At 44.2% G+C, this 19,535-nt stretch carries 28 protein-coding genes; 24 read left to right on the forward strand and 4 right to left on the reverse strand.

Annotated elements, in window-relative coordinates; genetic code table 11:
- The first annotated feature begins 60 nt into the window (after positions 1-60).
- The gene (rmf, locus tag PK654_RS07465) at positions 61-234 is read left to right on the forward strand and encodes a ribosome modulation factor (RefSeq protein WP_271698617.1); all 174 of its coding nucleotides are present in this window, start codon (positions 61-63) and stop codon (positions 232-234) included.
- A 122-nt stretch (positions 235-356) separates the two neighbouring features.
- Here the strand turns inward: rmf and fabA are convergent, their stop codons facing one another.
- Together fabA and PK654_RS07475 are read right to left on the reverse strand one after the other, a co-directional pair.
- Positions 357-875: a bifunctional 3-hydroxydecanoyl-ACP dehydratase/trans-2-decenoyl-ACP isomerase gene (gene fabA / locus PK654_RS07470; protein ID WP_271698618.1), complete on the reverse strand. Its 519-nt coding sequence runs from the start codon at positions 873-875 to the stop codon at positions 357-359.
- Positions 876-940: 65 nt separating this feature from the next.
- Positions 941-2,599, reverse strand: coding sequence for a Lon protease family protein (locus PK654_RS07475; protein ID WP_271698619.1), 1,659 nt, complete (start codon positions 2,597-2,599; stop codon positions 941-943).
- A gap of 162 nt (positions 2,600-2,761) precedes the next feature.
- Here PK654_RS07475 and matP point away from each other — a divergent pair, with 162 nt between their 5' ends.
- Together matP and PK654_RS07485 are read left to right on the forward strand one after the other, a co-directional pair.
- Positions 2,762-3,211: a macrodomain Ter protein MatP gene (gene matP, locus PK654_RS07480; protein WP_271698621.1), complete on the forward strand. Its 450-nt coding sequence runs from the start codon at positions 2,762-2,764 to the stop codon at positions 3,209-3,211.
- A gap of 18 nt (positions 3,212-3,229) precedes the next feature.
- On the forward strand, positions 3,230-3,541 hold the full coding sequence (locus PK654_RS07485; protein ID WP_271698622.1) for a DUF3634 family protein: 312 nt from the start codon (positions 3,230-3,232) through the stop codon (positions 3,539-3,541).
- A gap of 143 nt (positions 3,542-3,684) precedes the next feature.
- Here PK654_RS07485 and PK654_RS07490 read toward each other — a convergent pair whose 3' ends face one another.
- Complete coding sequence (locus tag PK654_RS07490; RefSeq protein ID WP_271698623.1) at positions 3,685-3,951, reverse strand: transcriptional regulator; 267 nt, start codon at positions 3,949-3,951, stop codon at positions 3,685-3,687.
- Between the two features lie 139 nt (positions 3,952-4,090).
- Here PK654_RS07490 and PK654_RS07495 point away from each other — a divergent pair, with 139 nt between their 5' ends.
- The 18 genes from PK654_RS07495 (at position 4,091) to PK654_RS07580 (ending at position 12,889) form a co-directional block, all read left to right on the forward strand.
- On the forward strand, positions 4,091-4,303 hold the full coding sequence (locus PK654_RS07495; protein ID WP_271698624.1) for a hypothetical protein: 213 nt from the start codon (positions 4,091-4,093) through the stop codon (positions 4,301-4,303).
- A gap of 10 nt (positions 4,304-4,313) precedes the next feature.
- A complete protein-coding gene (locus PK654_RS07500) occupies positions 4,314-4,643 on the forward strand; it encodes a hypothetical protein (RefSeq protein ID WP_271698625.1) in 330 nt (109 codons plus the stop codon).
- Positions 4,640-4,897: a hypothetical protein gene (locus PK654_RS07505; protein ID WP_271698627.1), complete on the forward strand. Its 258-nt coding sequence runs from the start codon at positions 4,640-4,642 to the stop codon at positions 4,895-4,897. Before PK654_RS07500 ends, PK654_RS07505 begins: the two co-directional genes overlap by 4 nt.
- A 160-nt stretch (positions 4,898-5,057) precedes the next feature.
- Positions 5,058-6,746: a rolling circle replication-associated protein gene (locus tag PK654_RS07510; RefSeq protein ID WP_271698628.1), complete on the forward strand. Its 1,689-nt coding sequence runs from the start codon at positions 5,058-5,060 to the stop codon at positions 6,744-6,746.
- A 209-nt stretch (positions 6,747-6,955) separates the two neighbouring features.
- A complete protein-coding gene (locus PK654_RS07515) occupies positions 6,956-7,147 on the forward strand; it encodes a hypothetical protein (protein ID WP_271698630.1) in 192 nt (63 codons plus the stop codon).
- Positions 7,140-7,439, forward strand: a complete 300-nt coding sequence (locus PK654_RS07520; protein ID WP_271698631.1) for a hypothetical protein — start codon at positions 7,140-7,142, stop codon at positions 7,437-7,439. The genes PK654_RS07515 and PK654_RS07520 overlap by 8 nt, the downstream gene beginning before the upstream one ends.
- Complete coding sequence (locus tag PK654_RS07525) at positions 7,423-7,920, forward strand: hypothetical protein (RefSeq protein WP_271698632.1); 498 nt, start codon at positions 7,423-7,425, stop codon at positions 7,918-7,920. Before PK654_RS07520 ends, PK654_RS07525 begins: the two co-directional genes overlap by 17 nt.
- Positions 7,907-8,596 carry a DUF87 domain-containing protein gene (locus PK654_RS07530; protein WP_271698633.1) on the forward strand — a complete coding sequence of 230 codons (690 nt, stop codon included), beginning with the start codon at positions 7,907-7,909 and terminating at the stop codon, positions 8,594-8,596. Before PK654_RS07525 ends, PK654_RS07530 begins: the two co-directional genes overlap by 14 nt.
- Before the next feature lie 265 nt (positions 8,597-8,861).
- Positions 8,862-9,671 (forward strand): major capsid protein P2, encoded by an 810-nt coding sequence (locus tag PK654_RS07535; protein ID WP_271698635.1) that lies wholly within the window; start codon positions 8,862-8,864, stop codon positions 9,669-9,671.
- Between the two features lie 11 nt (positions 9,672-9,682).
- Positions 9,683-9,958 (forward strand): hypothetical protein, encoded by a 276-nt coding sequence (locus PK654_RS07540; protein ID WP_271698637.1) that lies wholly within the window; start codon positions 9,683-9,685, stop codon positions 9,956-9,958.
- 9 nt (positions 9,959-9,967) lie between these two features.
- A complete protein-coding gene (locus PK654_RS07545) occupies positions 9,968-10,171 on the forward strand; it encodes a hypothetical protein (RefSeq protein WP_271698638.1) in 204 nt (67 codons plus the stop codon).
- A gap of 9 nt (positions 10,172-10,180) precedes the next feature.
- On the forward strand, positions 10,181-10,624 hold the full coding sequence (locus PK654_RS07550; RefSeq protein ID WP_271698639.1) for a hypothetical protein: 444 nt from the start codon (positions 10,181-10,183) through the stop codon (positions 10,622-10,624).
- Positions 10,624-11,145, forward strand: a complete 522-nt coding sequence (locus tag PK654_RS07555) for a hypothetical protein (protein WP_271698640.1) — start codon at positions 10,624-10,626, stop codon at positions 11,143-11,145. The genes PK654_RS07550 and PK654_RS07555 overlap by 1 nt, the downstream gene beginning before the upstream one ends.
- Positions 11,145-11,579, forward strand: a complete 435-nt coding sequence (locus PK654_RS07560) for a hypothetical protein (protein WP_271698641.1) — start codon at positions 11,145-11,147, stop codon at positions 11,577-11,579. Before PK654_RS07555 ends, PK654_RS07560 begins: the two co-directional genes overlap by 1 nt.
- A gap of 86 nt (positions 11,580-11,665) precedes the next feature.
- Positions 11,666-11,917, forward strand: a complete 252-nt coding sequence (locus PK654_RS07565; RefSeq protein WP_271698642.1) for a hypothetical protein — start codon at positions 11,666-11,668, stop codon at positions 11,915-11,917.
- On the forward strand, positions 11,859-12,338 hold the full coding sequence (locus tag PK654_RS07570; protein WP_271698643.1) for a structural protein: 480 nt from the start codon (positions 11,859-11,861) through the stop codon (positions 12,336-12,338). Before PK654_RS07565 ends, PK654_RS07570 begins: the two co-directional genes overlap by 59 nt.
- A complete protein-coding gene (locus PK654_RS07575; protein ID WP_271698645.1) occupies positions 12,316-12,708 on the forward strand; it encodes a hypothetical protein in 393 nt (130 codons plus the stop codon). Before PK654_RS07570 ends, PK654_RS07575 begins: the two co-directional genes overlap by 23 nt.
- A complete protein-coding gene (locus PK654_RS07580; protein WP_271698647.1) occupies positions 12,698-12,889 on the forward strand; it encodes a hypothetical protein in 192 nt (63 codons plus the stop codon). Before PK654_RS07575 ends, PK654_RS07580 begins: the two co-directional genes overlap by 11 nt.
- Positions 12,890-13,325: 436 nt before the next feature.
- Here the strand turns inward: PK654_RS07580 and PK654_RS07585 are convergent, their stop codons facing one another.
- Positions 13,326-13,778 carry a phage protein gene (locus PK654_RS07585; RefSeq protein ID WP_271698649.1) on the reverse strand — a complete coding sequence of 151 codons (453 nt, stop codon included), beginning with the start codon at positions 13,776-13,778 and terminating at the stop codon, positions 13,326-13,328.
- Between the two features lie 398 nt (positions 13,779-14,176).
- On the opposite strand from PK654_RS07585, the gene PK654_RS07590 reads away from it, so the two are divergent.
- The 3 genes from PK654_RS07590 to PK654_RS07600 are packed head-to-tail and all read left to right on the forward strand — an operon-like array spanning position 14,177 to position 19,519.
- Positions 14,177-15,532 (forward strand): site-specific integrase, encoded by a 1,356-nt coding sequence (locus PK654_RS07590; protein ID WP_271698650.1) that lies wholly within the window; start codon positions 14,177-14,179, stop codon positions 15,530-15,532.
- Entirely contained in the window at positions 15,519-17,060 is a 1,542-nt protein-coding gene (locus tag PK654_RS07595) for a hypothetical protein (protein ID WP_271698651.1), read from the forward strand. Before PK654_RS07590 ends, PK654_RS07595 begins: the two co-directional genes overlap by 14 nt.
- Entirely contained in the window at positions 17,057-19,519 is a 2,463-nt protein-coding gene (locus PK654_RS07600) for a hypothetical protein (protein ID WP_271698652.1), read from the forward strand. The genes PK654_RS07595 and PK654_RS07600 overlap by 4 nt, the downstream gene beginning before the upstream one ends.
- Positions 19,520-19,535: the final 16 nt, after the last annotated feature.

Below are 19,535 nucleotides of genomic sequence, written 5' to 3' on the forward strand. Positions count from 1 at the left end.
ATCCACGAAACAGTAATAGTAGTACGTTAGGAAACATCTCAAGGTATGAGGAACTGCACTATGAAGAGACAGAAGCGTGATCGCCTGGAAAGAGCACAATCGCAAGGCTATAAAGCGGGTCTAAACGGAAGGTCAGTGGACGCATGTCCATATCAACAAACAGACGCAAGATCATTCTGGCTAGGCGGATGGCGTGATGCGAGAGACGACAAACAGACGGGTCTCTATAAATAGATAAGTCTCAGAATTTTAGCAAAGACCCCTTAATTGGGGTCATATTTTACACCTATAATGCATTATAACTAAATATTTAGATACAAAAAAGACAGCATTTCTGCTGCCTTTTCAAAATCTTATCAGAAATTAGATGTGTCTTGGAAGAGTCCAACTTTAAGGTCTTTCGCTACATAAATTTCTTTACCGTCAACCAGAACGCGACCATCAGCTAAACCCATAACTAGCTTGCGGTTTACAACACGCTTCATGTTAATTTGGTAAGTTACTTTTTTCGCTGTTGGCAGAATTTGGCCTGTGAACTTAACTTCACCAACACCTAGTGCGCGGCCTTTACCTTTTCCGCCAACCCAGCCAAGGAAGAAACCAACTAGCTGCCACATTGCATCAAGGCCAAGACAGCCTGGCATGACCGGGTCGCCCGGGAAGTGGCAGTCGAAGAACCATAAATCTGGAGTGATATCCAGCTCTGCCTCAATATAACCTTTACCGAAATCACCGCCATCTTCTGTCATCAGAGTGACGCGATCCATCATCAGCATGTTAGGTGCAGGAAGTTGTGGGTAGCCCGGGCCAAAAAGTTCGCCACGGCTAGAAGCTAAAAGGTCTTCACGATTATATGAACTACGCTTATTTTGCATTTTTTAGTTACTCCAGATTTTGGTAAGAGCATCTTAGTGAACAGGTGTACGCTAATCAAGTCCGATCAGTTACCTAGCAGCCTGTTTTTTAACCTCTGAATTAGGCCGGGAGCATAATCACCACGGTTAAAATGATCGATCCGCTCAGATATTTTTTCAATAATGGTGTCGTCGTCATCGCCTCTGAACACCTTACCAGTTAGTAACGCTATAGCTTCATCGACATTCTCAACGGACCAGATATGAAAACGTCCATCTTTAACACTTTGAATAACGTCTTTATGCAATGCTAAATGCTTGAGGTTCGATTTAGGTAAAATTACACCTTGGTTTCCTGTCAGAGTTTGATGCTCGCAAACCCGGTAGAAACCTTCTATTTTTTCGTTTAATCCACCCACAGCCTGGACCCGGCCGAACTGGTCTACCGCTCCTGTAACCGCGATTTGCTGATTAATAGGGTATCCGGAAAGGGCACTGACTAAACTACAGAGCTCAGCCAGAGAGGCACTGTCGCCGTCAACTTCGCAGTAAGACTGTTCAAATACGATAGAAGCTGAGTAGGGTAAAGGTTCATCGAGATTTAAAGCTGAACTAACGAAGGCCTGCATTATCATCATACCTTTAGCATGGAGATTTCCGCCCAGCTCAGCCTTTCTTTCTACATCTGAAATATCCCCGTCACCAAAATGAATAACGCAGGAAATTCGTGCCGGTTCGCCGTAAGAGACCGGGTGCCCGGGCACGTCGATAACAGTAAGACCATTTACCTGACCAACTTGCTCGCCACTAGTTTCAATAATTACCTGGCCGTCAAGAATATCATCAAGGGCTCGTAAGGGCAGGTAAGACTCTCGGTAATACTTCTTATCAAGTGCAGCATCAAGATCGCCATCAGAGATGAAATTCCCGTTAGATTCTAATGCGGCTTCTGATAACAAAGAGTTATGCCATTGAAGACACAGAGGAACAACATGTCGATCTTCTCTTTCTCTCGCACCGGCTAATAATAAGCGCTTAACTCCGCTGCTGTCAGGGAGCGGTAGTTCAAACTCACTGCACAGACCTTTAACATAGCCAAGATAGCCCTCAATGCTTTCTGATGTGAGTTTGGCCTCTAACTCAATTTCGCTAAAGATGCAAAAGCCTGAATGAATATCAGAATCAAAATAGTCGAGCTCACTCATCTGCTCCCTGTCACCGATAACGATCAGTTTGATGTCATACTGATTAGAGGGTGGGGTTAATGTCAGGTGTTTAGGATCAACACTGACTGGGGATACCGACTCACCAAGTAGAGCTGACTTCAGTATCATCCAGGATGATGGATTTGCCATAATTAAGTTGGCTGATACCACGAGATAGCCGCCATTTGCCTTACTTAATAAACCTTCAGATAAAATATCAACCTGACCATCTTTGGCTTTGTACTCACCCAGAATAGAGCGAATCTCAAGCGTTTCGGCTTTTATAACAACCCGGTCATCAGGAACTAAATGCTCTTTGCGGATAGCGTCAATTACAGCATTACGGTAGATAGCATTGTCCGGAGAGTTAACAAGAAGAACTTTGGTCCAGTTTTTAAGTTGTTCGAAACGAACCAAGGCTGCACGCAATCTTGGTTGCAGATCTAAAAATGTAAGACTGTTTATAGAGGCAAAACGATCAATACTCGTTTGGTATTCATCATATTGAGGAGTGACTGAGCGCCAGTTTTCTTGATTCATTGAAAAACTAAGTTAAGGAAAAGGGTGTCGATTATATATAAAAATGTCTGCTTCTTATACTTCTAATCTAGTTAACATTTTTTAATCTGTCAGTAAAAAAATGTTTGGTTGTTAGTGATATGTGGGTTACGCTGTCACTATAACTTGCGGCAGGAATAATTTATGAAATACCAACAACTTGAAAACTTAGAGTGTGGCTGGAAGTGGCATTATCTTATAAAGAAATGGAAAGATGGAGAAACCATTACGCGTCATATTGATACTAGTGAAGCGCAGCAAGCCATTGAGGCACTGAAGGCACTAGAACATGATCCGGTGAAAGTACTGGATTGGATTGACGCTAATATGGCTCCCGAGTTGGATAATAAGTTAAAGCAGGCTATTCGTGCCAAGCGCAAGCGTCACTTTAACGCCGAACAGGTCCATACTAAGAAGAAGTCGATCGATCTTGATTATCGTGTCTGGGAAAAATTGTCCAATCAGGCAAATGAGCTTGGCTGTACCTTGTCAGATGCTATTGAATATCTTCTTAGTGAAGCAGCACGCACAGAAAAAGCGGCAAAGAAAGTGAATACTTTAAAGGAAGATTTAAGCAAATTGCTAGGTGATTAATTAGGAGAGTTGTAAGTTATGATGTATGTAATAATTGCAGGTGCTTTAGTAATTTTCTGGTTAGTTGCAATAGACAGGCCTGTTTTGAAAATGGAGTTTAAAGATGGCGAACTGATAAAGCATAAAGGTAATATGCCTCATGGTTTCAGTCATAACTGCCGCGAAATTGGGCATAAGACACCATTTAGCGGAACGGTTAAAGTCTATATGACGCGCTCAGGCCCAAAATTGAAGTTTTCAAAAGGTATTTCAAATAAGATTCAACAACGGATCAGGAATGTTTTTCCACATCAGGGTTTCACCAGCAAAGGAAACAAAAAGGCTCGCTAGTTTTTGGTAGATGTAAACAGTAAAAAAATCGTTTTAATTATAAGCCCATAATCTGACATGCTTACGGGCTTTTTTGTTATGTATTGAAGATACAAGCACCTCCATGTCTCAGTTCGCATTAGGTATAATGTGGTAAATAGGCGCTAGGAGGCGCGCCCATCATGTAAGGCATTGATTAGGCGAGGGTTTGTATACTTATCGTCTATCAAACCATAGACGACATTTTGATCCTCTTCCTCTAACAAATCGGCTATTTGGAAAGCCACATCCCAGTCCATAGAACACTTACCTTTGCGCCAGTGGCGCAATCTACCATGCCCAACCTCTAATAATTGAGCCAATTGGTACTCGCTAGTTAGCTCAAACTTAAGTTTCAAGCGGTCTAGCAGCGTGTTGGTGTAATTTGTCATTTGCAAAATCCCTTAAAGGTCATTTGTTAAATCATAGTGGATCATAATGTTCTTTTCACTATGCGAAACCGAGTTGTCATAGCAAATTGTTTGCCTTATTGTGATTTAAGAACAAACAACAGCTTAGGGATACGCCGTTATGACAACTCAAGTTTCAGACCCCATTCACTTGCCTTGCCCAGATATGGCAGGGTGTACCAATTTCGACCCATCACTTTCGAAGCGCAATGCGCCAAAGCTGGCCGAACTGTTGAAAATGGTTCGCTCCGGAATGCCTCGCAAGACAGTTTCTCAGATTCCTGAGAGCTATCGACAAGCGTCTATCCGTGACATTCCAGCAGATGAGAAGTGAGGGCATCGGTATGAAGAGTTCAAAAGAGTTTCGTGAATATTATGCTCAGCAGAAGGTTTCATCTGAGCTGGGTAATATCATCGGAATAATTCATAACACTGAGGACTTGGCTGAAGAGCTTGGAAGCGAACGGTTAGCGAGAGATATAAATCTCCTTATCTCAGGCTTACTAATCACGAGAGATGCCACACGCGAACAGTCGTTAGTTTTTAGACTTCAGTCGAAAAAGCTACGCGCTAAGATTCGCGCCCTTAAGAAAAGAATCCCTAAGCAAGATGAAGCGCCGGAGGTTTTAACCGTTGATGGCGCGGATTCTTCCCTTGTTGGGGGTGATGCGTGAGAGGGTTCAAATCACCAATTACCGAAATGGCCGTCCTTGAGGCTAACCATCGAAAAGAAAAACTCTTTATCGAATGGATGAAAGAGAAAGCCACTGGTTCTTCTTTGAGATTCCAATATGTGGCTGTGATAGTAGCAGAATCCATGGCTGGCTATTTAGCTGCTCATCCAACTAAATCCAAAATGTCATTGCCTCACAGAGTGATAATCACTAAAGCAACAATTGCATCTGGTGCAGCTAAGGGAGCGAAATAATGAACCCCTTTAAGCGTCGCTCAATTTTCATTTTCATGAATGGGTTTATTGTATCCAGTTGGTTAGCCAACTACTGGCCGCCAATCAGTGGCGGTGTAGCATTATTTTTCTTGGCCTTGTATCAGGTGCTTAACCTTTTTGACAAAAAAGGGCTAATCTGATGAACGAAAAAGACATTTTGTATGTTGCGGCTGCTGTTCAGCCGCATAACATTACTGAAAAGAATTTAGCCGCTTATGATAGCGGTTTTTTTAGTGCTCAGGATTCTGCAGAACGAATTGGATCTGAAAACCGTAAGCTAAAAGCTATGGAACAGGCGCATGCTGTGCGCAGGAATTTACATACGGAACACGGCCGCGAAGCGGCGGCACGAAGTGCCGAAAAGGCTAGGCTCGTCAAAGGGCGCAAAAGTCCGACAGGCAAACCAGACGCAAGAAAAACACGTTTATCCCGCCGTCTGCGTACCCTGTCGGGTCAGATTAGCCCTGTTAGTATTCTTTCTAGCAGTGAGTCGTTTTACAACTCTGACGCCTTGTATGAGCTTGGAGAGCGCCAGCACCATGGCAAATCAAGAGTCTATGTGCTTAATCGTCCATGGTCAGAGCAAATTAAAGCGCAGATGATTTACCAGCCGCGCCCATGTGACGCCCCAGACGCAAACAGCGGTGACCGATATAGCGAAAAACTAACCTCTCGCGCTGTTCGCAAGATATTTGAATCAGGCGCATATGTGGCAACCTGTGAAAATGGCTTTAACACGTTTTTGACGCTGACATTTACACCGGAACAAAGAGAGAAAATATTAGTTAACAATGAGCTAACCATGGGGGCTGAAGTTTCCCGCTTTCTGGATGGTATTAAAAAAATATACCGCCGTGGATTTGATGCGGTCATTTCAGGACAAAACGCCGACAATCGTCAAGGTGACATAGCTGATTTCAACGAAACTGAGTTTGTAGAGGGAAAATCCGACGATTTTCATTACATATGGGTTGCGGAATGCCCGCAAAATGAAGATGGTAGCCCGAACCCACACATTCACGTTTTGCTTAGTTGGAATGTTGCACGTCGCCACTTTAAAACATGGGCTGAGCGAATTGAGGGCGTTTGGGGTCATGGGTATGCAAAGCTGGAGAGAATTAAACAACCTAAGGCCGCTAGTGCTTACTTGATTAAGGCTGTTGGTTACGCTGCTAAGGGCGCTAATGCAGAGCAAGGTGTTATACGTGGAAACCGCTATAACATTGCTCGCTGCTCGCGCGCTCCCGCTTGGGAGGTTCTGGCCTCGTTCGACGCTGATAACATGGCCGCAATCATCAAAGAATGCGGTTATAAATTGGAGCGTTGGCGAAAACCAATAGAGCGCAAGATATACGCCAAAAAGCAGAAGAAAGATGAATTTATCAAGGCGGCTGGCGTTGCTAAAGAGAAGGGCGACGGACGTACACTAAACAAGCTGAAAAGGCTGATTTCTACTCTGGAAACAGAATGTTTTGAGCTTAAGCAGACTATCAGAAATCGCGGCGCGTTTGCCCGCAGTGACAATACATTTTCTATCGTCTTTGAGGGTGAGCAAGCGCGCGAAAAAATGGACAACTTTCTGGTTTGGGCGGCTGGCGCTCGTAACTGGACAATGAACACCAAAGACGCGGATTTATCCGACCTTCAGCAATACGCCGTAGAGCGTTATGAAGATGAATACCAACGATTTTTAGAAACCCGCGCCGACTGGCGCAGTCAGTTAACACAAGCTAGGCCACATGTGTATTCAGATGACGAAATAGCATTGGCAGAAAAGCAATATCTGGAGACATTATCGCATTATGAAATTCAACAAATCACAGCATGAAATTGACCGGCTACAGCAAGAAATTGACGACAAGGTAAAGAACTCGCATTACTTACCTCGGATGATTTGGATTTTTATTAAATCCAAGTTCCTACAGTTAGAGCAGCAAATGGAGGCGATGGCCCAGGAGAATCAACACAATTAATCACTGTCTGGTCACGTCGTGAGACGCCGCCATTTCTTAATTTACCGTCGGGAGACGTCGAAAAATGAAAATTCAAAACATGAGTGCAGCATCATATCAGCTTGCACAGATTCGCCAGCACCAACAGACGGCGAAAAAATCCATTAGCCCGCTAACCAAAGCGGCTGAGGCCGAAAAGGCCGCGAGCATCGCCATTGATATTGTTGAATATTTGATGCTGGAAATTCAGTCGTTAAAGGGGGCGCACCATGGCTAACCCTACCATCGGAACCATTATTTGCCCTATGTGCGGTGATGTCGCTGACGTTCGTAAGGACAAAAACGGCAAACTTTACTATTCAGGCAAGGCCGGATTGATATCACCTAAGAGTGCAGACGGTCAGAGCTGGTTAAAAGCTCATGCCAATCTGGAAGGGGTAGAACCTGAACCAGCACATGAAGAGCCGATTGCAACAAACATTGAACGTGAAGAAACTGCCAAGTCAGGTGGGCTGTTCAGTGGTCTGTTAGATGACGTGTTCGGGGGTGCTGATGAATGTATCGCTTAATAATTCTAATCCAGATAACCAGCCTCTTAACGGTTCTGAATCTGATAGTGAGTATCAGAGCGATGTGTCGCACGAGCTGGCGCAAATGCGCGCTATTGCGGCGGAAATTGACGGTGCGCAAGCGTTGCCCCTCACGCCGGAAGAGCAGCAAGCAGCGGATGAAGCAGAGCGACGGCAAAGCATCGATAGCGCCGCTGTGGATATTGCCGATTCCCAAGCTGAAGCCATTGTTGCAGGTGGTGTAGACGCAATTTGGTCGCTGGCTTTCCCTAACTGGAAACTGGAAGAGGCGGAGCTGAAACCCATTGCCCAGCTATCAAAGCTGCTACTGGATAAACACTGCCCGAACTTGGTTGAAAAAGGTGGCCCCGAAATCGCGCTAGGTATTGCGGTTGCCGGTGTCGTTATGTCCCGCACTCAGGCCGGTATCCCGCCGCGTGGTGAGCTTCCAAGTAAGGGGGAAAACCATGACGAAGGTTGATACAACTCTGCGTTGTGAACACGTTTATGTGATTGGTGCGTCCGGCTCTGGTAAGAGTTATCAGGTCAAACAGCGCATTAAATCCTTTAAGCGAGTTTTGATTTGGGATCCAGACGATGAGTATGGAGCAATGCCCGGCATCAAAACAACGCATTTAGCCTCTGAGTTGATGGATTTCATTGCATCCGGTGATGGTATTTATCGATTTGTACCGAAAACCATGGACAGCAAGATGCTGTGTAAATGCTTCGGGTTTATCTCTCTGGCCGCGTTCGTCTGGGGTAAATGCGCCTTTGTGGGGGAAGAAATCGCAGACGTAACCAGCGCCAGCAAAGCGGCAAGCGGGTGGGGCGTTGTGCTTCGTCGTGGCCGTAAACGTGGGGTAACGGTTTTTGCCGTGACTCAGCGCCCAGCTGAGGCGGATAAAACCGTGTTTACTCAAGCCGCGAAAATCTGGTCAGGTCGTCTGGATGGTGAAGGGGATATTGCCAGAGTAGCCGCGAATATGCGCATTGACCCGCAGTTGATTTCCTCTCTGGGTGAGCTGGAATTTTTTGAACTGGACAGACGAACCGGAGAGCTGAAAGGCGGGTACAAAGGCAAGGGGATTATTGTCCGTGAGAACTGGAATGCACCGCTAATTGTGAACGGCTTCACAAAACGAAAAGGAGGCTAAATACCTACGTTACGTAACCTTACGTTACGTAGGAAATGGGGCGATTTGACGGGCTGATTTCCGCCCGTTACGGTTCAGTCCTCATTACGGGTCACGTCGGGAGACGCCGCCCATTTTTCACGTCGTGATGACGTCACTTATAGGAATCATAAAACATGGTTAAAAAGTATTTACCTCTCGTATTGGTATCTATCGTAAGCGCCGCGATTGTTAATCGCATCCAGCCTGTTCGCCAGCTTGTTCACGGCCAGTAACAGGGGGTTACATGGGACGCTTAACCACAAAAAACGCATCATTTAACAACGTCGCTCCGGGTTCGACCGCAGTGCTAACTTTTCCTGTTGGCGGTCTGTCGTACCACGAAACCATTCTGAAGTTTGAAAACATGTCACTGGCTCAAATGACGGACATCAAGCTGAAAATCAACGGTCACACGTTTCAGGAATGGAAGGACGGCGAACGCCTGAACTCAGACAACAAGCACTATAAGCGCGGCGCGGCTACGGCCAATATGCTGCCGTTGTACTTTATCCGTCCGGAAATGGATAACGTGTTTGCTCGTCGTATGTTCGCCATTGGTACGGCGGACGTGTCTACTATGTCACTGCATATCACCATTGCAGACGATGCGGTAAACCCGAAACTGGATGCGTGGACAATTCACGGTGACCCAGCGCCACTGGATATCATCACTCGCAAACTGGTACTGCCTTTCGCCTCAAGTACAGGCGGCAAGTTTGAAGTATCTAACATCCCAATTGACACCAAAGGCGCGGCAATTGCGGCGATTCACATCTATTCGGCGGATGTGGACGGCGTAACGCTTAAGCGCAATAACGAAACGGTTTTCGAGCTGGAACGCGCCATGGCGGCGAAGGTGCAGACCGATTACGGACGCGACCCGCAAAGCGCCGATAAGCTATCTCTGGATTTCATCCTTGAAGGTGATATCGCTCAGGCCATTCAGTTGGATAAGGTGAATGATTTCCGCCTGACGATGGACTTAGCCAAGGCAACCAGCGGTGACATTGTGGTTGAGTACATCGAAAACGGCGCACAAACCATTCTGGGTTAAGGGGGTAGCCAATGGATACAAGCATGTTTACAGGCTTGTTTGATAAAGATGGTGCCTTTGACAGAATGATTGGTTATGGCTTGGAGTATCAGCGCATACAGCATGGTATTGATGCTTCTGGCCAGAGTCAGGAAACAATCACAAAAGTACCTCAAAAAGACAGCCAAGCCATTCCGAAAAACTCAACGTTGGCAACACCAACGCAAGGCGGTATTTCCAAAGAAATGAAATACGGTATTGGCGCATTAATGGCGGTCGGGGTTCTGGTGCTCGTTGCTCGTCGCTAAGGGGGCAAAATGATGGATTTAACAGGCGCGTTCGGCGCGCTTGAATCAGCTTCCGGTGGTGCGGCGGGTCCGTCCGGCGCATACGGTGGCTATCATGATTCTTCGTTTGTGCTCAATCCGGTTCTGAACATGGCGCAACCCAAAAGCGCCATTAACTGGCCGCTAATCGCGGTCGCAGCATTGGGCGTTGCCGCCTATCTGTACAAAAAATAGGGGGCAATCATGGGATTATTTGGCGGCAGCAGCAGTTCAAGTACCACCAATAACACGCAAACGGAAGCGAACAGTTCAACCGTCGGTGTATCTGGTGCCAATCAGGGCGTTTTGCTCTCAAACATCAACCGTTCAACCATCACTATGACCGATGGTGGCGCGGTTTCGGCAGCACTCCAGTCGAACGGCTTGGTAACGCAACAAGCCACAGAGAAGGTGACCGGACTGGCTTCACAGCTAACGACTGACTTAACCAGTCTGGTCAGGGATATCACCAACAGCGTAACCGGTGACGCATTAAGAACCACAGAGCGCGCCACCATGGGGGCGATGGAGTGGGCAGCAACCACGGCAAAAGCCAACGACGCCAGCACATCGCAAGAGTTAGGGAAGTACTTTGCCTATGCCATGGCGGCAGTAGGCGTTGCATTCGCATTACGGGGGAAATGGTAATGGCACAACACAAGCTTTTTACAGGTAATTCCGGCGCGGCGAATGGTCTGACGGGGCGTTATTTTGATGTAATTGCAGCGGCTGGCGTTGTGTCACTAACGTTTGAATTTGACGGCGCGAAAACCGAAAAAATTGAGCTGACACAGGGGCGCGGCATTCGCTTTGATGTGCCGTTTAAGGCCGTCTGGGTTAAAACCGAATTCGCCCAGACCATAACGGTCTGGTCGGGCATGGCCGAAATGACCAACAAAAGCGGAGAAACCACTATCAATGGGGCAACCGCCATATTGAACGGTTTTAAAGACGTGCCGGTGAATACGTTGACTAAAGTCGTCCCGCAGCAACTGGGGCGGCGCTCCGTGCTGATGCAAGCAGACAGCCCGTTTCTGGTTGGCGGGGAGAACCTGACCACGGATAACGGCATTGAAGTGGATGGTGCCATTGAAATCAAGGCCAGTGCCGCACTGTATGTGCTTTCAGGGAGTGCGATTCGTGTGAAATACATGGCTGAGGTGAACTAATGGCACGAATTCAGGAACGCCGATGGCAATCAGGTGACCGTCGTTTGTGGCATGGTTCTGCCGATTCCATCCCTAAAGGGTGGGTCATTGATGGTGATACGTTAGACCGCGCCATTGTTGGTGCGGGCGGTACCCATCAAAGTGGCGCTCAGTTCGGAGAGGACACAAAACGAACCAATGCACACACATTGTCAGAGGCGCAGATTCCCTACCATTACCATCTTCAGGCAGGCGTCATATCTGACGGCTACGAAGGTGCGGCCATTTATGGCGTTGAGGAAGTAGGCGGCGGATTCCGTGAAGATTACGGAAATGTTCCCTATGGTGCTAGTCATCCGAGAACCAGCAGTAAGGGCGGCAGTCAGGCGCATGACCACGGCAACATGGATGTAAGACAAAAATCCGTTGCACTTTATGTAATAAGGAAACTTTAACCGTGAACATTACAGCAGTTACACAAGACCAGATTATTGTCGTGAATGGCGCGGTTGCGCTCATGGCGGAGCTTGGCGGATACAACATGACGCGCGGTGAATGGGCAGTGCATTTTGATACCGACAAAGGCTATGGCGAAATTGAGTATCTGGATAACCGCCCGAACGAAGCGTTAACCCAGCAAGGTTTTGACGCGCACTATGCATGGTTGGTCACTGAGCATGAGCGTTACCAGAAACATCAGGCCGAAGTACAGGCAAAAGCGGAGGCGTTGGCCAATGAACAACAAGCACTTGTGGATGCTGGCAACGGCGGCAACGCTGCTGCTGGCGCTTAAGGGGTCAACTATGGTTCGTGGAATCAGAAACAACAATCCGGGCAACATAGAGGATAACGGCACACCATGGCGCGGTCGCGTCGGTAATGATGGCCGCTTTATCATCTTTGACCACGCGACGAACGGTATCAGAGCCATGGCGCGAACGCTGTTTACTTACCGCAATAAGTATCAGGGTTTGTCAGGCATAGGCGGGCAGGGGTTCGATACTATCCATGAAGTGATTAACCGCTGGGCTCCGGCGGTTGAGAATGACACGGAAGCGTACATTGCACACGCTGAAAAGGCGCTCAACTTAGACCGTTATACCCGCATTCCAATGGAGCGTTATCCGGAACTGATAAAGACCATTATCAAGCACGAAAACGGCGTTCAACCCTACAGCGATGAGGTAATCCATGCTGGTATCCAAGCAGCTTGATGCATTTCTGATAGGCGCTGGCCTGTTACTGGCGGCGGTGTCACTGGTTGGTGGTGCCGGCTTTGTTGCTGGGCGCAAACTGAACCAGTTAGCCGATAACGCCACTCGTCCGGTCAGTGAGGTGTTTTCAGAGCTGAGCGCCAGAATGAATGGCTGGTCTCCGGTGGAGCTTAAGCCGTTAATGATTCAGGATTTTTATCTGGATGAAAACTACCGGTTAACAGCGGATGCGGAGCGCACCTTGTGGCAATGGTCACCATGGCGGCCACTTTTAACAGAGCTTTTCGGCAGTAAAGGCGGCGCAATGAAACCGCAGTATCTGCCACTCATTAATCAATCTATTACAAGAGAGAAATTACATGTTCGGTAAACTAAAAAAGTATTTAAAACAGCGTTCTACTTGGCAAGGCTTATCTACCTTAGCACTGACTCTGGGTTATGTAGCAGGGGAAGCAGCAACGGGTGGCTTAATGGGCGCGGCTATCGCGGCGGCGGGTTCCGTATCTGGCTTAGTTGAAACGTTTAGCGACGACAGCAAAGCGGCTGCATGAGTGAATTTCTGCAGTACCTAACCAGCATAGGTTTACCGCCGTCTATGGTGCTGCTTTTGTACGTAGCCTATAAGTTCGATAAGCGGTTAACCATAGTGGAAACTAAGGTGAATTAATGGCTATACCAACACAGTTTGGCGTTAACGTGACGACACCAGACCCAGTACAAGTGAGTATTGATGTTTCTGAGCGAACCATGATGCTTGTCGGGTTCACGGTGTCGGTTGCGGCGCTGGTATTCTTGAAAAGGAAAAGGGGCTAATATGGCAACGAAAAAAGAAGCACTTAAGGCGAATGGCCGACTGAAAAAAGGCTTTCGTTATGGCAAAAATGGCCGAATCATCAAGGCCAAGAAAAAGTAAAAAATACTGAAAATGGCGTGACCTGGTCAAACATTTGCAGAAGAAAACCCGCTTAACGGCGGGTTTTTTGTTATTTACTTCTTAAAGCGCCATGAGCTGACGCCATTATTATCGCGTGAAGGTATCCAAGGGGCGGCGCTGGGTCGTCGGCCACCGCGAAACGGTAAGATGTTTTCTTTTGCGGGCTGCATTTTGGGTCTTTCAATCCGGCCATGACGTTCGACTAACTGAATGTGCTCATCACGCCATAAGGCGAAGTTTTCCAGCTCTTTAGGGCTAAACTCGCGGCCAGTCGGGGTTATCATGACGGCGCGGTTTTCATCCACCCGAAACCCAGACCAACGGATGTCGTTAGGTAGGTAGCCAATGGCTTTGATAATTAAGAGCTTTTCCGCCATGGGATTGATATTCTTTTCACCAGACAACCAACGCCGAACGGTAACGGGTTGTACGTGAAAAAAATCAGCACCAGATTTGATGGAATTGAACTCTTGCCAGAATAACGTTCGAAAGGAATGCAGTAACATTGTGATACTCCTCACATTTATAATATTTATGGAGGGGGTACTTTACGGACATTATTTAACAAATATCAGTAATAGCATGCGCAGAACATTTTGTTTCTTATGCCATGTATAGAAAGCATGGAAACCCAAGCGGATAAAAGGATGTAAGACGATGTGTAAATAGCTGTTTTGCATAGAGTAAATACTCAGTAAGGCCAAATATCGGCAAATGTTAAATTTACAGGCTCTGGTGCGCATTAGGTATATTATGTTAAATACCGACAGGGAGTGATCCTGTTCATCTTTTTTAAGTTGTCATATTTAAATCAAATAGTTAATGTCTTTATTTTGATTACTTGATGTATGTAATCTACGTATTTAATATGGTTCATTATGTATGTCGCTTAAGGATTAGGTTCATGTATCAAGTGATGAAATGTGATGATGAGTTTTACTGCTTGTTCGATATGCAAACAACCTTCCCTCCCTTGTTGTCTCTCAGGTACTGTGAAGGTATCTTGCATGCAAAAGCATTGAATTATCAGAAGTATGAGTTAGATGCGGTTAAAGCCTTTTATGAGTTTTGGCTGACAAAGTTTGGTTCCACCTTAGACTATTCATTACACCTTAGTGATTATCAAGATATTATTAAAGTGCTCGATGAAATTGATGCTTTTTGGGACTACCTTCTGTCAGGTCGCGAACTATCGAATATTCATCTATTGCCTATCGTTTCTAGCTTAGATAAAAAGCCTCTCAGAACAAGTGCTGCTCGTTGTGCTTCAGTTATACGCTTTATAGAGTTTTTAGCGACGACGTACCTAACTCCGGCATATAGCAATGGTTCTTTCAAGGAAATAGAGAAATACCGAAAATCTATTCTATTGAGGTTGAGTGAGAAAAAGAAGAAATTTAATAAATATAACAGAGGGTTACAGGACGATGTGGCGGTTTATCGAAGTTTAACGAAGAGTCAGTTTTCCGATTTTTCAAAAATTTTCGCCCCTAGTTTAAAGAACGCAAATTCACTTAACCCTTTCATCAGTACAGATATTCAGCTGCGTAATTACATAGTTATGACGTTATTAAGTCGTTATGGGTTACGGGTTGGAGAAATATTGCTTCTGCAAAAGCAATCTTTTAAGCCTTTTATATCAGATCCATCTAAATATTTGATGCTCGTTCGCAATCTAAAGAATAGTACGGATAGTGTCGACACGAGGAATAGAAAACCAGAGATCAAAACTGTTGCGAGTAATAGGGAAATTGAGATCTCTTCTCACCATTACAAGGTTATCATGGGTTATTACAACAGGTTTAGGCCGTCGGATACTCCACATGAGTTTATAGTTACATCTCATAGAAAACCTTACGCACCATTATCTTATCAATCTGCATTGGATGAGTTCAAAGCCTGTGTAAGAGCGTTTAAAGCTAGATTTCCCGAACATTTCGATCCTCAGTATGCAGAATCTATCGTTGGTGATATTTCTCCGCATTGGTTGAGGCATACATGGGCATATGGTGTACTTTCTGAAATATATGAAGCCAATAAAAATAAGTTCAAAGCTGATGGTGTCATAAGCATTAAAGGTGTTATGGAGGATTCAATTGATCAACTAAGAGCTCTTGGTGGTTGGTCTTTTGAATCCAAGATGCCACAAAAATATGCAAAGAGATTTATTGCTGAAAATGCGAATAGTACACTACTGGACATCTATAACAACAATGTTATTTATAACGCTATAGAGGAAGATTGGAATGATTTATTCTGAAAATCGAAAACTGTCTAGTTCCAGTCTTACTCGACTAACTGACGAGCAAAAGAGATTCATTGAAGAGCTACAAATCCCCTCTTGTATGCACATTCCTTCAAATTCAGAATTCGATACTGCGTCTATAGATACTAAATCTTTCCGGTGGGAGTTCTCTAGAAATGGAACTAGACATGTTTTTCTATTTAATTTGCCAAGCAAATTAAAGAATAAGCTGTTGAAGTTTCTAGTCATACAATACACCGACTCTCACTCATCTCCGCTTACTGTCCCTCAGTTTACTGTCTTACGACGAATCATTGGAGAAATGAGGATAGACGCTAACTCGTGGCTAACTGAGTTAGAAAACCTCGCAGTTTCTGGGGATGAGTATATTTATTTTCAATTAAAATCAGCTGCTAAAAGCTTATTTCGTATTGGTTTTCCAGAATTTGATATCAATGATTATGAATCGTTGGAATACATAAAGGTTCCGTATCAAAAAAATCATTTCCTTAAATATCAGGATGTTGAGAATACTATGCCAACTCATCTGAAAAACCTGATTGTAAAAAAAATAGCTGAATACAGCACAGAGGAAGGTTTAGTTAGTTTATCGAAAAGTGAACTTAAGAACATTACAATTCTCAGTCTATGTTACTCGACGGGGATGCGCTCTGCACAATTTTCAAAGTTAAAAGGATCATCGATAAAGAAGGATTCTGAAAATCGTAAGACCAAGCTTAAGCGTTACCGTATTCATGTACCTCTTGCAAAACAACAAAAGGTTACAGGTGCTTTGCAGAGCGTAGCTCTATCTTATGAGGTTGGTCGCATTGTTGATTCTTACAAAGATGCGTTTTACATAAGTAATGAGAGTCAAATGTTCAAGGACACTTCAGGAGCCCTGTCCCGTGAACTGCATACAGCATTACAGGCTGCGCTGATTTTTATTCAAAATGATGAGACTAAAAAAGCTATACGCTCCGGAAAACTGCTCCCCCCTACCTACGCTGTAACCGATTTCAGACATAACATAGGTCACTCAATGGCAATGCGTGGCGCGAGTGCAGAAGAGATTGCATATGTACTTGGTCATTCCACTACTGTAGCAGCGACGCACTACATCACGGCTACCCCTGAACTAGCAATTCTCAAACATAAAGCGCTCGGAAAAAATCCAATATGGCAAAATATGATAGGTTTAATGATGACTGGTTATGCTGTTGATAGTCATACGTGGACAGGTAAGACCGTTTCAGGAATGTTAGGTGGCAAGTTATTCCTGAGAGTTGGGGGCTGTGAACGCAAACAGACAGAATGTCACTTATCTAAAGTTCGATCTTGCTATGGATGCTTTTATTTCAGGCCTTTTAGAACTATTAAAACACATCAAAAGGTACTCGAAGTGTTAACCAAAGAGCTGATTGATTTGGTAGAGGTATCAACTCAATCAGGTAATGCTAACAACCCTTTAATCGACACTGCAACAGATACAAAACAGGAAGTTGAAATGGTGATAAATCGGTTAACAGGAGGCTTATCATGAAAAAATGCTTTGAAAATTATGCACTTTTTATTGATATGCATAGGTCTTATTTCAATGAGGTACTAGCAAAAGAAGCAGGCATTACATGGGATACTGATTCATGGAAGTTTAATAAACAGGCGAAAGGATTTTTGACCTATTCTGGGTCTGTGTCAGCAACATTTTCTGAAATCAATCTGAACTTGCTTAAAAATACGTACCACGAGACTGAATATATTGATGGTAGAGCTATAAAGATAAATGAAAAGTATCGTGATTTTATTAAAGCTTATTTAGTATCAGTCATTAAGCAGTCTTCTAAGTGCCCATCCGGCTCTACGCTAGTACCTTTGCAATTACTATTGAAACGTATTTATGTTCGTATGCTTTTTAATAAAACCGAACCACACCCCGTGAATATCACTTCAGATGTTATTCAGGACGCTGTTGATTTATTAGCTAGAAGTCGCAAAAGGCAAGACAATGCTGGTGATGACTACACGCTCATGAACAGTATTGTCAATAGAATTAATTATTATGCATTTACTCAGTCTAGCCTTGAACTAAATAAAAAAATAAAAAGATCGTCTGGGAAATCAACAGCAAGCGCTGGAAAAGCAAAGGATAGAGCTTTCAAAGAAAAGCACTTTGCAGAAGATTTTGGAGATGACAGCGATGAAAAAAATTTGCAAATTCATGCATTTCTTAATGTAGTTGCGTTACGTTCGTTAGTAGAAACTCCGTATGAACAAGTCATTTTAAATCTAGTTATGTTTTTGATGGTAACTGGAATGCGTTATCACGAAGCATCTACGTTAAAATACAATTCATTTAAAATTGTAGAAATTGAAGATGAAGCTATAAAGCGAATGTTGATAAAACGTGGGTTATCAACTTTTTATCTCGGTATCTACTACCAAGGAGAAAAGGGAGCAGGACAAAGAACTCACTGGATCGAACCGTTAGCGATCCCCTTAGTTGAGGAGATCTTCGTTGATACGATCACCAAAACTGAGAAACTCCGAGCACAAACAGAATTTATTAGAGCAGAAAACTTCAAAACTTTCTTACCCAAAGAGCTCGGAATACCCTTTAACGAAGATAGCGTTACGCAACGTGTACCTAGGCTAATTGACTTAGATGAAATAGTCGAACATATCTATGAGTCACTATCCAAATCAGGACAAGGAAAATCACGTAGTCCTAGGTCTCAAAAAAGAGACTATGCAAGAAAAAGGTTGAAACGACTAGCGATTGAGCCAGTTAGAGAAGTCATCGTTAGTAACGGTAAACAGGTCTACTATAATATCCAAGATATCAATGACTTCCTTCATTTCTCTTTGAAACAAGATAAAGCTATAGCTGACGATTTAATACTCAATATAAATGATACCAAGAACAACTTTCAATATACTGCTAATTATGAGGACTTATTGTTTCTGATACCACAAGGTAGTGCCTCTCTTATTCGTACAGGCGTAACTAAACCTATACCACAATATATTGAATATTCGGATATGAATAAGTTTCTTGGTGGTGGTAAAAAGAAAAATAGTTCTGCTTTTGCTAAGTACAACCTAAATGATGAAGCCGGTAATGTTACTCAGTTAACGACACATATTCCACGTCATAACATTAATACCTTCTTAGCTATTGCGGAAGTTTCTGAGCATCTGCAAGCTATGATGATGGGGCGTGTAGATATAGAACAAAACAAGAGCTATCAACACCTAGCAATACAAGAAAAGGCACTGTCTACTAACCTAGTATTATCGTCCAAGGCTCGTCAACATGTTGATAGTCACAACAATGCGTTAGATACAATTAAAGAAAAAGCATTGATCGGCATTAATCCAAATTTGTCGCTTGGTAACGCATTTGCTCAGAATACTCAAACCTTCACAACGCGGAAAGATCAGGCGTCATTTATTAGTGAAGTGCTTGATGCTACGGATTCTGGTTTATTTTCTGAGTTTAAAGAAATGTTTGGTGATTTAGTTGAACCTGAAGAAAAGAAAGATCTTCTACATACTCATGCTGATTTAGCTCCGGTGTCTATTGGAAGCTGTATGAGAAAGTTAACAACTTTTCAGTGCCCTTACAACACTAAATGCCAAGATGGTACCCCCTGCCCTTACTTCACACTCACAGGACGAATTGACGAATCTAATAAGATTGAGGCACTAGTCAACTCCATCGAGTCAGAGATAACCATGATAAACCAGATGGAGCTCATGGGTGAATTATCTTTAGAAGAAGCATATGAAGTCCTGATTGATCTCGAACTACGAAAGAAAAATATCCTCTACTTGATGGAAGAAAGTGCGAAGATTGAATCAGAGAAAATCCAAATTAATTTACTTGAACTGGATGCTCTACAAAAGCCTAAAACATTGTCGTCACTATTTGCTCTTGAGCATCGCAATATGAAGAAACTGGCTACCCAAGAAACATCGTTCAAGCCAAATTCCGCTAATTAACACGTTTAACTAAAAA

The sequence above is a fragment of the Vibrio sp. SCSIO 43137 genome (assembly GCF_028201475.1).
Taxonomy (GTDB): domain Bacteria; phylum Pseudomonadota; class Gammaproteobacteria; order Enterobacterales; family Vibrionaceae; genus Vibrio.

Coding starts and splice junctions, on each gene's coding strand:
- PK654_RS07510 (WP_271698628.1), top strand. CDS start 5,058: ATGAACGAAAAAGACATTTTGTATGTTGCGGCTGCTGTTCAGCCGCAT.
- rmf (WP_271698617.1), top strand. CDS start 61: ATGAAGAGACAGAAGCGTGATCGCCTGGAAAGAGCACAATCGCAAGGC.
- PK654_RS07565 (WP_271698642.1), top strand. CDS start 11,666: ATGACGCGCGGTGAATGGGCAGTGCATTTTGATACCGACAAAGGCTAT.
- PK654_RS07525 (WP_271698632.1), top strand. CDS start 7,423: ATGAATGTATCGCTTAATAATTCTAATCCAGATAACCAGCCTCTTAAC.
- PK654_RS07575 (WP_271698645.1), top strand. CDS start 12,316: ATGCTGGTATCCAAGCAGCTTGATGCATTTCTGATAGGCGCTGGCCTG.
- PK654_RS07540 (WP_271698637.1), top strand. CDS start 9,683: ATGGATACAAGCATGTTTACAGGCTTGTTTGATAAAGATGGTGCCTTT.
- fabA (WP_271698618.1), bottom strand. CDS start 875: ATGCAAAATAAGCGTAGTTCATATAATCGTGAAGACCTTTTAGCTTCT.
- PK654_RS07495 (WP_271698624.1), top strand. CDS start 4,091: ATGACAACTCAAGTTTCAGACCCCATTCACTTGCCTTGCCCAGATATG.
- matP (WP_271698621.1), top strand. CDS start 2,762: ATGAAATACCAACAACTTGAAAACTTAGAGTGTGGCTGGAAGTGGCAT.
- PK654_RS07475 (WP_271698619.1), bottom strand. CDS start 2,599: ATGAATCAAGAAAACTGGCGCTCAGTCACTCCTCAATATGATGAATAC.
- PK654_RS07485 (WP_271698622.1), top strand. CDS start 3,230: ATGATGTATGTAATAATTGCAGGTGCTTTAGTAATTTTCTGGTTAGTT.
- PK654_RS07520 (WP_271698631.1), top strand. CDS start 7,140: ATGGCTAACCCTACCATCGGAACCATTATTTGCCCTATGTGCGGTGAT.
- PK654_RS07530 (WP_271698633.1), top strand. CDS start 7,907: ATGACGAAGGTTGATACAACTCTGCGTTGTGAACACGTTTATGTGATT.
- PK654_RS07595 (WP_271698651.1), top strand. CDS start 15,519: ATGATTTATTCTGAAAATCGAAAACTGTCTAGTTCCAGTCTTACTCGA.
- PK654_RS07580 (WP_271698647.1), top strand. CDS start 12,698: ATGTTCGGTAAACTAAAAAAGTATTTAAAACAGCGTTCTACTTGGCAA.
- PK654_RS07585 (WP_271698649.1), bottom strand. CDS start 13,778: ATGTTACTGCATTCCTTTCGAACGTTATTCTGGCAAGAGTTCAATTCC.
- PK654_RS07590 (WP_271698650.1), top strand. CDS start 14,177: ATGTATCAAGTGATGAAATGTGATGATGAGTTTTACTGCTTGTTCGAT.
- PK654_RS07490 (WP_271698623.1), bottom strand. CDS start 3,951: ATGACAAATTACACCAACACGCTGCTAGACCGCTTGAAACTTAAGTTT.
- PK654_RS07535 (WP_271698635.1), top strand. CDS start 8,862: ATGGGACGCTTAACCACAAAAAACGCATCATTTAACAACGTCGCTCCG.
- PK654_RS07555 (WP_271698640.1), top strand. CDS start 10,624: ATGGCACAACACAAGCTTTTTACAGGTAATTCCGGCGCGGCGAATGGT.
- PK654_RS07600 (WP_271698652.1), top strand. CDS start 17,057: ATGAAAAAATGCTTTGAAAATTATGCACTTTTTATTGATATGCATAGG.
- PK654_RS07545 (WP_271698638.1), top strand. CDS start 9,968: ATGATGGATTTAACAGGCGCGTTCGGCGCGCTTGAATCAGCTTCCGGT.
- PK654_RS07500 (WP_271698625.1), top strand. CDS start 4,314: ATGAAGAGTTCAAAAGAGTTTCGTGAATATTATGCTCAGCAGAAGGTT.
- PK654_RS07560 (WP_271698641.1), top strand. CDS start 11,145: ATGGCACGAATTCAGGAACGCCGATGGCAATCAGGTGACCGTCGTTTG.
- PK654_RS07570 (WP_271698643.1), top strand. CDS start 11,859: ATGAACAACAAGCACTTGTGGATGCTGGCAACGGCGGCAACGCTGCTG.
- PK654_RS07550 (WP_271698639.1), top strand. CDS start 10,181: ATGGGATTATTTGGCGGCAGCAGCAGTTCAAGTACCACCAATAACACG.
- PK654_RS07515 (WP_271698630.1), top strand. CDS start 6,956: ATGAAAATTCAAAACATGAGTGCAGCATCATATCAGCTTGCACAGATT.